Origin of the sequence: Polaribacter glomeratus, assembly GCF_002954665.1 — a bacterium.
Lineage (GTDB): Bacteria > Bacteroidota > Bacteroidia > Flavobacteriales > Flavobacteriaceae > Polaribacter > Polaribacter glomeratus.
The window spans coordinates 935,302-949,781 of the sequence record NZ_MSCM01000002.1; the positions used below are offsets into that span (position 1 = coordinate 935,302).

Genomic DNA, 14,480 nt, shown 5'->3' on the forward strand with positions numbered 1-14,480 from the left:
GCAAAGTTACTCATTTTTCAGAAAGTAAAGCAACTTCAAACTTTTTAGATATGTACCTTTACCAAAAATATATTTTTGAAAACTAATATTAGCTTTAAGCATATTAATAAATTGGCGATTCCGGCTTTAATTGCGGGCATTGCAGAGCCTTTGTTATCTATTACAGACACCGCAATTATTGGTAATATAGATGTAAATGCAACAGAAAGTTTAGCAGCTGTAGGTATTGTTGGCGCATTTATTTCTATGTTAATTTGGGTTTTTGGCCAAATTAGAAGTGCTATTTCTTCTATAATTTCTCAGTATGTTGGTGCCAATAAATTGGATGAAATAAAATCGTTGCCAGCGCAAGCAATTGCGATTGTTGTGTTAGGTAGTTTATTAATTTTAGCAATTTCTTATCCGTTTGCGGCACAGATTTTTCAATTTTATAATGCATCAGGTGCTGTTTTAGATGCGTGTGTTGTTTATTTTAAAATTAGAATTTTTGGATTTCCTTTTTCGCTTTTTGTGTTTGCTGTATTCGGAATTTTTAGAGGCTTACAAAACACTTTTTATCCTATGATAATAGCAATTGTTGGCGCTTTATTAAACGTTGTTTTAGATGTTGCTTTTGTATACGGAATTGAAGGATTTATCCCTGCAATGAATATAGAAGGCGCAGCGTATGCAAGTGTAATTGCTCAAATTACGATGGCAGTAATTGCATTGGTTTTGCTGATGAAAAAAACATCGATTTCCTTAAAAATAAGCTTTCCTTTTCATGAACAAATACCCAATTTAATGGGAATGATTGGTAATTTGTTCATTAGAACAATCGCTTTAAATACAGCCTTATATTTTGCAACTTCTTTTGCCACAGGGTACGGTAAAGAATACATTGCAGCTTACACAATTGGCCTAAACCTTTGGATGTTAGGTGCTTTTATGATTGATGGATTTTCTAGTGCAGGTAATATTTTATCAGGAAAATTATTAGGCGCAAAAGAGTATACAACATTGGTAATATTGAGTAATAAATTATTAAAATATGGCCTTTTTATGGGTGCGGCTATTGCAGCAACTTCCTTTTTATTTTATTATTCTATTGGTCAAGTTTTTACAAAAGATCCGTTAGTTTTAGAACAATTTTATGATGTTTTCTGGATTGTGATTTTAACGCAACCCATTAGTGCCGTTACTTTTATTTTTGACGGAATGTTTAAAGGAATGGGAGAAATGAAATACTTAAGAAATGTGTTAATTCTTTCTACAGGATTTGTTTTTATACCCACACTGTTCTTTTTTGATTGGCTAGATTATAAATTAATGGCTATTTGGATTGCTTTTACGCTTTGGATTTTAGCAAGAGGGATTCCATTAATTATTAAGTTTAGAAGTAAGTTTATACCTTTAACGATATAAAGAATGATTCTAAAATTAGCTCAAATTGTATTTTTGTTAGGATAATTTTAGTAAATTAATTAAGTTCGCAGGACATTAATACATAAAAAAAAATGAATTTAAAAAGAATTATTTTATCATTAACAGTTCTTGTTTTGTTAGGAAGTTGTGCTTCTGGTTACAAAGCAATTAATCCTAGTACTATTAATTATTATTCTAGCGCTGCTGATAAATCGGTTACATTGCAGTATAAATACGAATTATTAGATAAGAAGTACAAAAAGAAAGAAGTAGCAAAAGGCGTACGATTAGTTGCTATTAAAATTACAAATAATTCTAACGAAGACTTAGTTTTTGGAGACGACATTAGCTTAACATACGACGATGGTTCTAAATTATATATCATGGATAATGATAAAGTTTATAGTTCTTTAAAGCAAAAACCTGCAACTTATTTATGGTATTTATTGCTTACACCAATGAATTTATACACGAACAAATCGCAGAACGGTTTTCAAACAGAAACAAGTTCTACACCAATAGGTCTTATAGTTGGTCCTGGTTTAGCTGGTGGTAATATGATTGCGGCAACTTCTGCAAATAAAAAGTTTGAACAAAACTTGTTAGACTATAATATAAATGGTGCTACTATTAAAAAAGGAGAAACCGTTTCTGGTTTAATTGGCCTAAGAGCAGATGGTTATAATTCAATTAAAATTAAAGTAAACTAAAAAATATTTTATTTTTCATAAATTTTAAAAGTCATTACGCTATCTGTAATGACTTTTTTATTTGTATATTTTGTTCGCTTTAAAATAGGAATTTAAAATTTAGAATTCCTCTTGTTTTTTGGAACGCTTATTGTTGTTTGTAAAGAGAAAAATGAATTTTATTTTGTTTATTTTTTTATCACCTTTAATTTTTTAAAGACTTTTATTTAGGAAAACAAAATGTATAAAAACTAAATTACTTGAGAATATTTAAAAACATATCACTTAGAATACGCATTTTTTTATCTATGATTTTATTGGTGCTTTTGGCATCCATTTTAATTTTAGCAGTTACCGTTTATCAATATGACGAACAAACAAAAGATTATAATATTCAGCGTTTTGAGCGTAAAGAAGCCACAACACAAGAAACAATTGAGTTAGAATTAACCAATAAAACTAGTTATTTAGTAAATACAGAAAATTTATCAAAAATATTTCAAGAACGTATTTATGAAATTTCATCTATTAACAAATTAAATATATCCATTTTTGATTTATATGGCAATTTGTTAATTTCCTCCAAAACAAATGCTTTTGAAGAGCTTAAAATAAAACCGCTAAATAACGTTGTTTTAAACGAACTATCTCAAAATTCAAATCATAAAATATTAAAAAGTAGAGAAGATGATGGTGTTGGGTATCAAACATCATACTCATATATAAATGATCCTAAATTTAAAAGAATTGGTATTCTAGAATTGCAATTTACGCAAGACAATTCAGAAATAGAAGACGAATTAACCGAATTTATGTATCGATTAGGTTTGGTGTATTTGCTGATGTTTATAATTGCCATTGGAATGGCATATTTATTATCTAGTTATATTACAAGATCCATACAAACTATTTCTGATAAAATGCAACAAACGCGTTTAAATGAACGTAACGAAAAAATAATCTTAAATGCAGCAAGTTCAGAAATTGAGGTTTTAGTAGAAGCGTACAATAATATGATTGATCAACTAGAAGAAAGTGCTGTAAAGTTAGCAAAAAGCGAGCGTGAACAAGCTTGGCGAGAAATGGCGAAACAAGTTGCACACGAAATTAAAAACCCACTAACACCAATGCGACTGTCAGTGCAAAGTTTTGAGCGAAAGTTTAACCCTGAAGATAAAGATATTAGAGAAAAATTAGCAGAATATAGTAAAACATTAATTCAGCAAATAGATGTAATGAGTTCTATTGCATCTGCTTTTTCTGATTTTGCGAAGATGCCAACTCAAAAAAAAGAAAAGATAGAAATCATTAGTGTTGTAAAATTAGCTTTAGAGATTTTTAACGAAGATTTTATTAGCTACAATCCAAAAGAAAAAGAACTATATGCCAATTTAGACAAAACTCAACTGATAAGAATTGTTACAAATTTGGTTAAAAATGCAACGCAAGCAACAGAAAGTGAAGAAAACCCAATAATTGATGTGGTTGTTTCATCAGAAAAAAATAATGTAAAAATTACGGTTACTGATAATGGAAAAGGAATACCAGATAAAGTAAAAGACTTAATTTTTGAACCAAAATTCACAACAAAATCAAGCGGAATGGGTTTAGGTTTAGCTATGATTAAAAATATTATAAAAGCGTATGATGGCACAATTTCTTTTACATCCGAAGAAGGAGTTGGAACTGTTTTTACGGTAATTTTACCAAAAATATAAAAATAACAATTTTTTATCTTAAACTATAAAACATGAAATTTGACAACATTTTAGTAGCAAAAAACAATAATATAGCACAAGTAACCATTAACAGACCTAGTAAATTAAATGCCTTAAACAGCGCAATAATTCATGAATTAAGTGAAGCTTTTGTAGCTTTAGAAGACGATGAAGATATTAAAGTAATTGTACTTACAGGAAGCGGAGATAAAGCTTTTGTTGCAGGTGCAGATATTTCTGAATTTGCTCATTTTTCTGTTGATGAAGGCGGAACTTTAGCAAGAAAAGGACAAGAAATGTTGTTTAATTTAATTGAAAATTTATCAACGCCAGTTATTGCTGCAATTAATGGTTTTGCATTAGGTGGTGGTTTAGAATTGGCAATGGCGTGTCATTTTAGAATCGCATCAGACAATGCAAAAATGGGCTTGCCAGAAGTTTCGTTAGGCGTAATTCCGGGTTATGGCGGCACACAACGTTTGCCGCAATTGGTAGGTAAAGGCAAAGCAATGGAAATGATTATGACCGCAACAATGATTCCTGCTACTGAAGCTTTTAGTTGTGGTTTGGTAAATCATGTAACAACGCCAGAAGAATTATTGCCTTTAGCAGAAAAGATTGCTGGTAAAATTATGCGAAATTCATCTGTAGCAATTTCTGCTGCAATTAGAGCTGTAAACGCAAATTTTGAAGATGGCACAAATGGTTTTGATGTAGAAATTGAAGAATTTGGAGAATGTTTTGGCACCAACGACTTTAAAGAAGGAACAACCGCTTTTTTAGAAAAAAGAAAGCCTAATTTTCCCGGTAAATAAGGATTATTATCAAAAAATAGTAACAAGAAAAACGAGCCAATTAAGGCTCGTTTTTTTTAAATTCACAATTTAACCTCACTAATCAATTTAAATTTTAAATTCATTAATGTAACTTTTAGCATTACAGTATACAATAACTTTATAATTTCCTTTTAGATTATCGTCTAGTCTATAAGCTCTTTTTACTATTTCTTGATCTTTTAGAGTTTCAGAAAAAATTTCTTCTCCTTCATAAAATAAGGTAATTAAGATAGGTTTTTTATCAAAATTGATTTTAGAAATTAAAACCAAACTTTCTTCGTTTCTTATGATTGGTTTAAAAATTATTTCTTCGGAGTCTTCTATAAAAGTTACCTTATTTTCTTTAACCGTGATCGACTTTATAATAATAAGATATTCTTTATTTAATTCAATAGTGTAAAGTCCGTTATTTAAAGACGATACATCAAAAAATTTGATTAATTCGCCTTGTATAGAAACAGTTTCGGAATGTAGTTGAACTCCGTTTTTATCTTTTACTGTTAATAGTTGTCCTTTTTTAACATCTTTAAATACTACTTTTACTTTTTTAGCATCTACAGTTGTCTTAAAATCTTTTTCATTGTTTGCGTAGTTAAATAATGTTCCTAACATAAATACTACTACTAATACATTTCTTTTAATTGTTTTCATATTATAAATTTTTAGTAATTTATACTGCAAATTTAGGATAGTACTCTAGTTTTAAAAACAACACAATTGGTGTATTTGTGTCTTATTTTAACTGTAAACTTAATGTTAATTTTATGTAGAGTTAAAATAACACACAATGTGGATAAATTTATATAGATACTTATTTGGTTCTTTTGTATTTTTGCATTAAATATGATACAGATAAAACCAACTTTAGAAAAAATAACGCCCAATTTTGGTAGTTCTTTATTGGTTAAAAAACATGAGGAGTTTTTAAAAAAGAAAACCCCTTTTTGGCACTTTCATCCAGAAATAGAATTAGTGTATGTTAATAAAGGAAAAGGGAAAAGACATATTGGCAATCATATTAGTTATTTTAATAATAGTCAATTAGTTTTAATAGGTTCTAATTTGCCACATGTTGGTTATATAGATCGTTTAACTACCAATGGTTCTGAAACTTTAATACAATTTAAGCCAGATTTTTTAGGATCTGAATTTTTTAAAATTCCAGAGATGATGGCAGTTGATGCGCTTTTTGAACGTGCAAAAAAAGGAATTCGATTTAATATTGAAATAAAGCAAAGAATAGGTGCTAAAATAGAGGCTTTAGTAGCACTAGATGGTGTTCAAAGAATTGTCTCTTTTTTAGAAATTTTGAATGATTTAGCTACTACGGATGATTATACGCTGCTAAATGCAAACGGTTTTGCTTTTGAAACCAGCCCGCAAGACAGCAATAAAATAGAGGTTATTTACAATCATATTAATCAACATTTTAGCGGACATATAAGTTTAGATGAAATTTCTGAATTGGTAAGTATGACGGTTCCTGCTTTTTGTAGATATTTTAAAAAATCTACAGGAAAAACATTTACAAAATTGGTAAACGAATACAGAGTAGTGCATGCAACTAAATTATTAGCAGAAAGTAACTCTAGTATTGCAGATGTAAGTTTTGAATGCGGATTTAATAATTTTTCTCATTTCAATAAATTATTTAAAAACTTTACAGGAAAAAGTGCTTCGAAGTATAGAAGTGAAATGAAAAATTTAATTCAGTAAATACAGATGAAAACTAAAATAGACAAAGCAATTGAGTACTATACTTTTAAAAGTGAAGAGATTTTAAACTTTATAAATTCTAATGATAATTTAACTGTTGAGCAAATAATAGAAAAAGGAGAAGAGTTATCTATCTTAGAATCTAAAATTACAGCGTTAGAAGTAGCCAAAGTAAGTTAAAATTTACTTTAAACGATCAGTGAGTCTTAGTTTTTACTTCTATAAGCAGCGTAATATCGTGCCTTTTTTCTGATGCAGAGTACTGAAAAACTACAGCTCACCATTCCATTCATTATAAAATTGCGCCAAAAAAGTTTCCATAAATTGATGTCTTTCTAATGCGATTTTTTTACCAGTTTTAGTATTCATTTTATCCTTTAAAAGCAACAATTTTTCATAAAAATGATTAATAGTTGGCGCATCAGATTTTTTATATTCTTCTTTAGCCATCTCTAAATTTGGTAGAATTTCAGGATTGTAAAGCGTTCTGTTTTTAAAACCGCCATAATTAAAACAACGCGCAACACCAATAGCGCCAATTGCGTCTAATCTGTCTGCATCTTGCACAACCTCTAGTTCTTTTGATGTAAACTTTTTATCAGTTTTAGAAAGTGAGTTTTTAAAAGAGATGAATTTTATAATATTAAGTACATGTGTAATAGTTTTGGCATCAACTTTTTCTTTTTTAAGAAATTCAGCAGCCATTTTAGGACCAATAGTTTCATCACCGTTATAAAATTTTGGATCTGCAATATCGTGTAACAAAGCACCTAAAGAAACTACAAAAATATCAACATTTTCATCCTTAGAAATTAAAACAGTATTTTTAAAAACACGCTCAATATGAAACCAGTCATGGCCGCCTTCTGCATTTTTTAATTCGGTTTTAACAAACTCGATGGTGTTTTGTATAATTTTTTCTTGATTCATATTATTTTCTTGAGGCGAGTTCTTTTTTAATATTTTTTATTTCAAAAAGCATTACAAATAACATTGGGGCAAAAAATAAAGGTAAAAAGGTTTTAATAGAAATGCCATTTTCTAGCGTGTAAAAAACAGAAAAAACAACCATCAAAAAGAGAACAATTCCTTGAATAATTAACATTATTTTCTGCGTTTTCAATTTCTTTATTAATTCTTTTTCTGTGTAGGTAGATAGTACTGAAGCCATGTGTTGGGTTTTCTTAAAAATAAGAAATCCACGTGTAAAAACGTGGATTTAGTTTTGTATTTTAATACTATAAAATGGTGCTACAAAAAATATTAACAGTGCTCATTATAAGCAGCAGCAAGATTTTGTGCAATCATTTGTGCAGATCTACCTTCTATATGATGGCGCTCTAACATATGAACCAAGCTACCATCTTTAAACAATGCAATTGCAGGTGATGATGCAGGAAAAGGAATCATAAATTCTCTTGCTTTTTGAGTAGACTCTTTTTCTACACCAGCAAAAACTGTTGTTAAGTTTGTAGGCACTTTATCTGCACCTAAAGAAGCAATTGCTCCTGGTCTTGCAGTACCAGCTGCACAACCGCAAACAGAGTTTACCATTACTAAAGTTGTTCCTTTTTTTGCGATGGCTTGCTCTACATCTTCACTAGTATATAATGCTTTAAAACCTGCGTTAGTTAATTCGTCGCGCATTGGTTTTACTAATTCTTCTGGATACATAATTATAAATTTAGATTGCAAAGATAAAAATAAAATAAGCAAAATTCAAGGTGAAAATTAATAGTTATACAATAGGCACATCAATAAAATTGATATTTTATTTTAAAACACGCATGTTTTCTTATATTTGGACTTAATTTTTTATAATTTTTATGGGTAGTTTCACAAAATGGTTAGGTGCAGGTTTAGGATTTACATTAGGAGGTCCAATAGGAGCAGCAATTGGCTTTGCCGTTGGTAGCTTTGTAGATGGGGTTTCTTTAGAGGATATAAAAGGTGAGCGAAAAAGCCTTGAAGAAAGAGTTGGTCAAAATAACGGAAATGCAAACACCAATTCTGGAGACTTTGAAATGAGTCTCTTAGTATTGGCCTCCATCGTTATAAAATCTGATGGAAAAGTAGATCAAAGAGAATTAGATTACGTTCGCAACCAGTTTGTTAGCATGTATGGCAAAGAACGAGCAAATAGCGCTTTTAAACTTTTTAAAGGAATTATTAAAAAAGAAGTTTCTGCACGCCAAGTTTGTATTCAAATTAGAACGCACATGCCGCATTCGTCTCGCTTACAATTAATACACTTTTTGTTTGGTATCGCTAAAGCGGATGGATTTGTAATTCCGTCAGAAATTGAAGAAATAAAAAAAATTGCTGGCTATTTATATATCAATCAAAATGATTTTGAGTCTATTAAGGCAATGTTTTATGATGAATCTGACGCAGCGTATAAAATTTTAGAGATTGCAAAAGAGGCTACAGACGACGAAGTTAAAAAAGCATACCGCGTAATGGCTAAAAAATACCATCCAGATAAATTACAAGATTTAGGGCCAGAGCACATAAACGGAGCGCAAGAAAAATTTCAAAGCATACAATCTGCGTATGAAAAAATAAAAAATGAACGCGCAATGTAAATGGCATTTTTAAGGCTTAAAATAACTGAGAACTAAACTTAAGACTTCAATTTTCTATAACTTTTAGCCTTTTCAACTTTGCTAGTTTCAACTGTCCAAAATTCCAAGAAATTCAGTAATTTCGCAATCTTATTAGAAAAGATAGAAAATGAGCGCGAAATTTCCTGAGTATAAAGGTCTTGACTTACCAAAAGTAGCAGAAGAAATTCTAAACTATTGGCAAGAGAATAACATATTTGAAAAAAGTGTAACTACAAGAGAAGGTGCAGAACCTTATGTTTTTTTTGAAGGACCTCCTTCTGCAAACGGACTTCCAGGAGTTCACCATGTTTTAGCGCGCGCTATTAAAGATATTTTTCCACGTTATAAAACCATGAAAGGTTACCAAGTAAAGCGAAAAGCTGGTTGGGATACGCATGGTTTGCCAATAGAATTAGGTGTAGAAAAAGAATTAGGAATTACCAAAGAAGATATTGGTAAAACTATTTCTGTAGAAGATTACAACGCAGCTTGTAGAAAAGCAGTAATGCGTTACACAGATATTTGGAACGATTTAACCCAGAAAATGGGATATTGGGTAGATATGGAAGATCCATATATTACCTACGAACCAAAATATATGGAGTCTGTTTGGTGGCTTTTAAAAGAAATTTATAACAAAAAATTAATTTACAAAGGCTATACAATTCAGCCATATTCACCAAAAGCAGGTACAGGTTTAAGTTCTCACGAGTTAAATCAGCCAGGAACCTATCAAGATGTAACCGATACAACAGTTGTAGCACAATTTAAAGCGATAGAAAACACACTTCCGGCATTTTTACAAAACCAAGGAACTATTTATTTCATCGCTTGGACAACAACACCTTGGACTTTGCCTTCTAATACTGCATTAACGGTTGGTCCAAAAATTGAATATGTTTTAGTCGATACGTTTAATCAATATACATTTGAACCTATAAAAGTAATTTTAGCTAAAAAGTTAGTTGGAAAACAATTTGGTGGTAAAAATAGTTTCCTAGTCGAAACTTCAGAGGAATTAAGTTCTTATAATTCGGGTGATAAAAAAATCCCTTTTTATGTAATTAAAGAGTTTATTGGTAAAGATTTGGTGAATAGTAAGTACGAACAATTATTAGATTATTGTCTTCCAAACGACAATCCGCAAGATGCTTTTAGAGTAATAGCTGGTGATTTTGTTACTACAGAAGACGGAACAGGAATTGTACACACAGCGCCAACTTTTGGAGCAGATGATGCAATTGTTGCAAAACAAGCGGTGCCAGAAATTCCGCCAATGTTGGTAAAAGACGAGAACGATAATTTAGTTCCGTTGGTTAATTTACAAGGAAAATTTAGATCAGAAGTAAACGATCCTATTTATGGTTTTGCAGGAGAATATGTAAAATCAGAATATTTAAATGAAGCTGATTTTGAAGTAGAATTAAAAAATCAGCAAAAAAATTTAACGGAAGTTTTAAAAAATCAAGATAAATATTTATCTGTGGATGAAAGACTTGGGTTAAAACTTAAAAATGAAAACAAGGCTTTTAAAGTAGAAAAATATAAGCACAGTTATCCAAATTGTTGGCGAACTGATAAACCTATTTTATATTATCCGTTAGATTCTTGGTTTATTAAAGTTACGGATGTAAAAGATAGAATGCACGAGTTAAACAAAACGATTAACTGGAAACCAGAGTCTACAGGAACTGGTCGTTTTGGAAACTGGTTGGCAAATGCAAACGATTGGAATTTATCGCGTTCTCGTTATTGGGGGATTCCGTTACCAATCTGGAGAACGGAAGACGGAAAAGAAGAAATCTGTATCGGTTCTGTAAAAGAATTGAAAGAAGAAATGGAACGCGCCGTTCAGGCGGGCATTTTAAAATCTGATATATATGAAGATTTTGAAGTCGGAAATATGTCGGAAGAAAACTATGCGAAAATAGATTTACATAAAAATATTGTGGATCAAATTGTGTTAGTTTCTCCATCTGGCCAACCAATGAATCGTGAAAATGATTTAATTGATGTTTGGTTCGATTCTGGTTCTATGCCTTATGCACAGTGGCATTATCCATTTGAAAACAAACAAAAAATTGATGAGAATGAATCTTTTCCTGCAGATTTTATCGCAGAAGGTGTAGATCAAACAAGAGGTTGGTTTTATACTTTACACGCAATTGCAACGATGGTTTTTGATTCTGTTGCCTATAAAAATGTAGTTTCTAACGGATTAGTTTTAGATAAAAACGGACATAAAATGTCTAAACGTTTAGGAAATGCAACAGATCCTTTTACAACATTAGCAACCTATGGAGCAGATGCAACACGTTGGTATATGATTGCAAACGCAAACCCTTGGGATAATTTAAAATTCGATTTAGAAGGAATTGAAGAAGTGAAACGTAAGTTTTTCGGAACTTTATACAACACGTATTCGTTCTTTACTTTATACACAAATATTGACGGTTTTGCTTATGAAGAAGCAGATATTCCGTTAGAAAAAAGACCAGAAATAGACCGTTGGATTTTATCAGAATTACACACTTTAATTAATAAAGCAGATACATTCTATGAAGAATATGAACCTACAAGAGCTGCGAGAGCAATATCAGACTTTACACAAGATTATTTAAGTAATTGGTATGTACGTTTAAGTAGAAGACGTTTTTGGAAAGGAGATTATCAAACAGATAAAATTTCTGCATATCAAACATTATATACGTGTATGATTACGATTGCAAAATTAGGTTCGCCAATTGCACCTTTTTTTATGGATCGTTTATATCAAGATTTAAATTCTGTTACAGGTAAAGAATCATCAGAAAGTATTCATCTATCAGATTTCCCGGTTTATGATGAACGTTTTGTTGATAAATCTTTAGAACGTAAAATGGAAAGTGCACAAACTATATCTTCTTTAGTACTTTCATTAAGAGCTAAAGAAAAGATAAAAGTGCGTCAGCCATTGCAAAAAATTATGATTCCGGTTGATAATGATCAACAAAAGGAAGAGATTTTAGCAGTTGTTAATTTGATTAAACACGAAGTTAATATTAAAGAAATTCAATTATTAGAAGACGCTTCAGGTATTTTAATTAAACAAATTAAGCCTAATTTTAAAACATTAGGACCTAAATTTGGTAAAGATATGCGTGCTATTGCAGCAGCAGTTGGTGCCTTTAAAAAAGAAGATATTAACAAAATAGAGAAAGTTGGAAACATTGTACTTTCTATTAATGGAAAAAATATTACTTTGGATCTTGAAGATGTAGAAATATCATCAAAAGATATAGAAGGTTGGTTAGTTGCAAACGAAGGTTCGTTAACAGTTGCTTTAGATGTTACGATTACAGAGGAATTGCGTAAAGAAGGTGTTGCCAGAGAATTGGTAAATAGAATTCAGAATGCACGTAAAGACGCTGGTTTAGATGTAACGGATAAAATTAAATTAACAGTTTTAAACAATCAAAACTTACAACAATCAATCACTGATAATAAAGAGTACATAATGAGTGAAACATTAACTAAAGAATTGGTTTTTGTTGATGTGTTAAACGATGGTACAGAAATTGAATTTGATACCATTAAAAGTAGAATATTAATCGAAAAAGCTTAGAAAAATGTCAGATATTAAAGTAAAATATTCAGAAGCAGACCTGCAAGAATTTAAAGAAATTATAAATAAGAAAATTGCCAGAGCAAAAGAAGATTTAGAATTGTTAGAGCGCGCTTATAAAAATAATTCAGATAATGGTACAGATGATACATCGCCATCTTTTAAATCTTTTGATGAAGGTTCTGAAGTAATGAACAAAGAATCAAATGTGCAATTAGCAATTAGACAAGAAAAGTTTATAAGAGATTTAAAAAACGCACTAATGCGCATAGAAAATAAAACCTATGGTGTTTGCAGAGTTACTGGTAAATTAATACAGAAAGAGCGTTTAAAATTAGTGCCTCATGCTACATTAAGTATTGATGCCAAAAGAGCTCAATAACTAGTTTAATTAAAATTTATAAAGCTTCTTTACAAGAAGCTTTTTTTATGAAAGAAATAATTTCAATAATATTTTTATTTGTTTCTATAGCACTCTTTTCTCAAAAGAGAGCTGTAAAAAAGTTTGAAACTAATTTACAAGAAATTGAAGTTTCTACGATTGGTTTAGATAATCTTATACTAGAGAATTCAACTTCAGAATTTATTGAAATTGCGCTGTTTGCAGAAAACCCAAATGAGCAGCATATTCTTTTAAATACAGAAAACAATGTGGTTAAGATTGCATTTGTAATTGAAGAACTACAAACAGAAGAAACAATTTTTAGAAAATTTATTACCAAAAGATTACAACGAGCAGCTGTAGTTGTAAAAATACCTAAAGGAAAAAAAGTAACAATTTTTGGAGAAAACATTAATATAGAATCTAAAAGTTATCAAGGAAGTTTAGCTGTTTTTATAGATGAAGGGATTTTAAAATTACATGAAATTGAAGCAGATACAGCAATAAAGTTATATGAAGGCAGTATTTATGCATCGCTTAAAAATGCAAATATTGAGCTAACTTCTAAGCTCGGAAAAATAAAAGTTGATAATATTTTGTACGAAAAAACATATCAAAATAAATCAGAAAAAAACCAAAAAAAATTCGCTGTAACAAGTCTAAAAGCTAATATTTACTTAACTACTCAAAAAACGCAATAATATTCTTATTTTTGTGTGCACAAATTCTATAAAAATGTCGAAAAAGAACCTCGCAATTCTTACTATTTTATGTACTATTATTTTAGATCAGGTTATTAAAATCTATATAAAAACGAACTTTGTTTTAGGAGAAGAGGTCGTGGTTTTCGATTGGTTTAAAATCCATTTTGTAGAAAACAACGGTATGGCAATGGGCTTTGAGTTTGGTGGTAAAGCGGGCAAACTTTTCTTAACTGTTTTTAGATTGTTTGCAGTTACGGCAATTATGTACTGGCTAATTGGTACTATAAAAACAAAAGTACACAATGCAGTAATTATTGCTATTTCATTAATATTTTCAGGTGCAATAGGTAACATTATAGATTCTGTTTTTTATGGTGCAATTTTTGACGATTCTACCAATAAAGTAGCAACGTTGTTTGCAGACCAACCTTACGGTTCTATTTTTCATGGTAAAGTGGTAGATATGTTTTATTTTCCTATTTGGAGTGGAAACTTACCAAGTTGGATTCCTTTTATGGGCGGAGAAACATATACTTTTTTTCAATATATTTTTAATCCTGCGGATGCTTACATAACTATTGGTGTAGCATTGCTTTTTATTTTTAGCAAACAAGCTTTTCCTAAAGAAGAAAAGAAAATAGAAGCATAGTTTTTAGATAAAAAAGCCACAAATTAGCCAGGTTATTGAGCATATGTTCTTTATGTAATTAATTGCTTGAAATTGATTTATAAGTGTTTACGGCTAGTTTATAGACTCTTGTAAACACTTAGGCAAAACTATTTATATTAGAGTGAATTCGATTTTTCATCACATTTGTATC

At 30.2% G+C, this 14,480-nt stretch carries 15 protein-coding genes; 11 read left to right on the top strand and 4 right to left on the bottom strand.

Going from position 1 to position 14,480, the window contains the following annotated elements:
- The first annotated feature begins 75 nt into the window (after positions 1-75).
- From BTO16_RS14205 to BTO16_RS14220, 4 genes are all read left to right on the top strand, one after another.
- A complete protein-coding gene (locus BTO16_RS14205) occupies positions 76-1,404 on the top strand; it encodes an MATE family efflux transporter (protein WP_105022320.1) in 1,329 nt (442 codons plus the stop codon).
- A 92-nt stretch (positions 1,405-1,496) separates the two neighbouring features.
- Positions 1,497-2,114, top strand: coding sequence for a hypothetical protein (locus tag BTO16_RS14210; protein WP_105022321.1), 618 nt, complete (start codon positions 1,497-1,499; stop codon positions 2,112-2,114).
- Positions 2,115-2,401: 287 nt separating this feature from the next.
- Positions 2,402-3,811: a sensor histidine kinase gene (locus BTO16_RS14215; RefSeq protein ID WP_105022322.1), complete on the top strand. Its 1,410-nt coding sequence runs from the start codon at positions 2,402-2,404 to the stop codon at positions 3,809-3,811.
- A gap of 32 nt (positions 3,812-3,843) precedes the next feature.
- A complete protein-coding gene (locus BTO16_RS14220; RefSeq protein WP_105022323.1) occupies positions 3,844-4,626 on the top strand; it encodes an enoyl-CoA hydratase/isomerase family protein in 783 nt (260 codons plus the stop codon).
- Between the two features lie 87 nt (positions 4,627-4,713).
- On the opposite strand, the gene BTO16_RS14225 is transcribed toward BTO16_RS14220, so the two are convergent.
- Positions 4,714-5,298: a hypothetical protein gene (locus tag BTO16_RS14225; protein WP_105022324.1), complete on the bottom strand. Its 585-nt coding sequence runs from the start codon at positions 5,296-5,298 to the stop codon at positions 4,714-4,716.
- Between the two features lie 192 nt (positions 5,299-5,490).
- Here BTO16_RS14225 and BTO16_RS14230 point away from each other — a divergent pair, with 192 nt between their 5' ends.
- Positions 5,491-6,363: an AraC family transcriptional regulator gene (locus BTO16_RS14230; protein ID WP_105022325.1), complete on the top strand. Its 873-nt coding sequence runs from the start codon at positions 5,491-5,493 to the stop codon at positions 6,361-6,363.
- Between the two features lie 6 nt (positions 6,364-6,369).
- Positions 6,370-6,543 carry a hypothetical protein gene (locus BTO16_RS17675; RefSeq protein ID WP_170064477.1) on the top strand — a complete coding sequence of 58 codons (174 nt, stop codon included), beginning with the start codon at positions 6,370-6,372 and terminating at the stop codon, positions 6,541-6,543.
- Between the two features lie 90 nt (positions 6,544-6,633).
- Here BTO16_RS17675 and BTO16_RS14235 read toward each other — a convergent pair whose 3' ends face one another.
- The 3 genes from BTO16_RS14235 to BTO16_RS14245 form a co-directional block, all read right to left on the bottom strand.
- Entirely contained in the window at positions 6,634-7,293 is a 660-nt protein-coding gene (locus BTO16_RS14235) for an HD domain-containing protein (protein ID WP_105022326.1), read from the bottom strand.
- A 1-nt stretch (position 7,294) separates the two neighbouring features.
- Positions 7,295-7,534 carry a hypothetical protein gene (locus BTO16_RS14240; protein ID WP_105022327.1) on the bottom strand — a complete coding sequence of 80 codons (240 nt, stop codon included), beginning with the start codon at positions 7,532-7,534 and terminating at the stop codon, positions 7,295-7,297.
- Between the two features lie 92 nt (positions 7,535-7,626).
- Entirely contained in the window at positions 7,627-8,037 is a 411-nt protein-coding gene (locus BTO16_RS14245) for a BrxA/BrxB family bacilliredoxin (protein WP_105022328.1), read from the bottom strand.
- Between the two features lie 152 nt (positions 8,038-8,189).
- On the opposite strand from BTO16_RS14245, the gene BTO16_RS14250 reads away from it, so the two are divergent.
- The 5 genes from BTO16_RS14250 (at position 8,190) to BTO16_RS14270 (ending at position 14,308) form a co-directional block, all read left to right on the top strand.
- Entirely contained in the window at positions 8,190-8,948 is a 759-nt protein-coding gene (locus tag BTO16_RS14250) for a TerB family tellurite resistance protein (RefSeq protein ID WP_105022329.1), read from the top strand.
- Positions 8,949-9,096: 148 nt separating this feature from the next.
- Positions 9,097-12,573, top strand: a complete 3,477-nt coding sequence (ileS, locus tag BTO16_RS14255) for an isoleucine--tRNA ligase (RefSeq protein WP_105022330.1) — start codon at positions 9,097-9,099, stop codon at positions 12,571-12,573.
- A gap of 4 nt (positions 12,574-12,577) precedes the next feature.
- Positions 12,578-12,955, top strand: coding sequence for a TraR/DksA family transcriptional regulator (locus BTO16_RS14260; RefSeq protein WP_105022331.1), 378 nt, complete (start codon positions 12,578-12,580; stop codon positions 12,953-12,955).
- A gap of 47 nt (positions 12,956-13,002) precedes the next feature.
- Positions 13,003-13,656, top strand: a complete 654-nt coding sequence (locus BTO16_RS14265; RefSeq protein WP_105022332.1) for a hypothetical protein — start codon at positions 13,003-13,005, stop codon at positions 13,654-13,656.
- 34 nt (positions 13,657-13,690) lie between these two features.
- A complete protein-coding gene (locus tag BTO16_RS14270) occupies positions 13,691-14,308 on the top strand; it encodes a lipoprotein signal peptidase (protein WP_105022333.1) in 618 nt (205 codons plus the stop codon).
- Positions 14,309-14,480: the final 172 nt, after the last annotated feature.

Coding starts and splice junctions, on each gene's coding strand:
- BTO16_RS14210 (WP_105022321.1), top strand. CDS start 1,497: ATGAATTTAAAAAGAATTATTTTATCATTAACAGTTCTTGTTTTGTTA.
- BTO16_RS14215 (WP_105022322.1), top strand. CDS start 2,402: ATGATTTTATTGGTGCTTTTGGCATCCATTTTAATTTTAGCAGTTACC.
- BTO16_RS14220 (WP_105022323.1), top strand. CDS start 3,844: ATGAAATTTGACAACATTTTAGTAGCAAAAAACAATAATATAGCACAA.
- BTO16_RS14225 (WP_105022324.1), bottom strand. CDS start 5,298: ATGAAAACAATTAAAAGAAATGTATTAGTAGTAGTATTTATGTTAGGA.
- BTO16_RS14230 (WP_105022325.1), top strand. CDS start 5,491: ATGATACAGATAAAACCAACTTTAGAAAAAATAACGCCCAATTTTGGT.
- BTO16_RS17675 (WP_170064477.1), top strand. CDS start 6,370: ATGAAAACTAAAATAGACAAAGCAATTGAGTACTATACTTTTAAAAGT.
- BTO16_RS14235 (WP_105022326.1), bottom strand. CDS start 7,293: ATGAATCAAGAAAAAATTATACAAAACACCATCGAGTTTGTTAAAACC.
- BTO16_RS14240 (WP_105022327.1), bottom strand. CDS start 7,534: ATGGCTTCAGTACTATCTACCTACACAGAAAAAGAATTAATAAAGAAA.
- BTO16_RS14245 (WP_105022328.1), bottom strand. CDS start 8,037: ATGTATCCAGAAGAATTAGTAAAACCAATGCGCGACGAATTAACTAAC.
- BTO16_RS14250 (WP_105022329.1), top strand. CDS start 8,190: ATGGGTAGTTTCACAAAATGGTTAGGTGCAGGTTTAGGATTTACATTA.
- ileS (WP_105022330.1), top strand. CDS start 9,097: ATGAGCGCGAAATTTCCTGAGTATAAAGGTCTTGACTTACCAAAAGTA.
- BTO16_RS14260 (WP_105022331.1), top strand. CDS start 12,578: ATGTCAGATATTAAAGTAAAATATTCAGAAGCAGACCTGCAAGAATTT.
- BTO16_RS14265 (WP_105022332.1), top strand. CDS start 13,003: ATGAAAGAAATAATTTCAATAATATTTTTATTTGTTTCTATAGCACTC.
- BTO16_RS14270 (WP_105022333.1), top strand. CDS start 13,691: ATGTCGAAAAAGAACCTCGCAATTCTTACTATTTTATGTACTATTATT.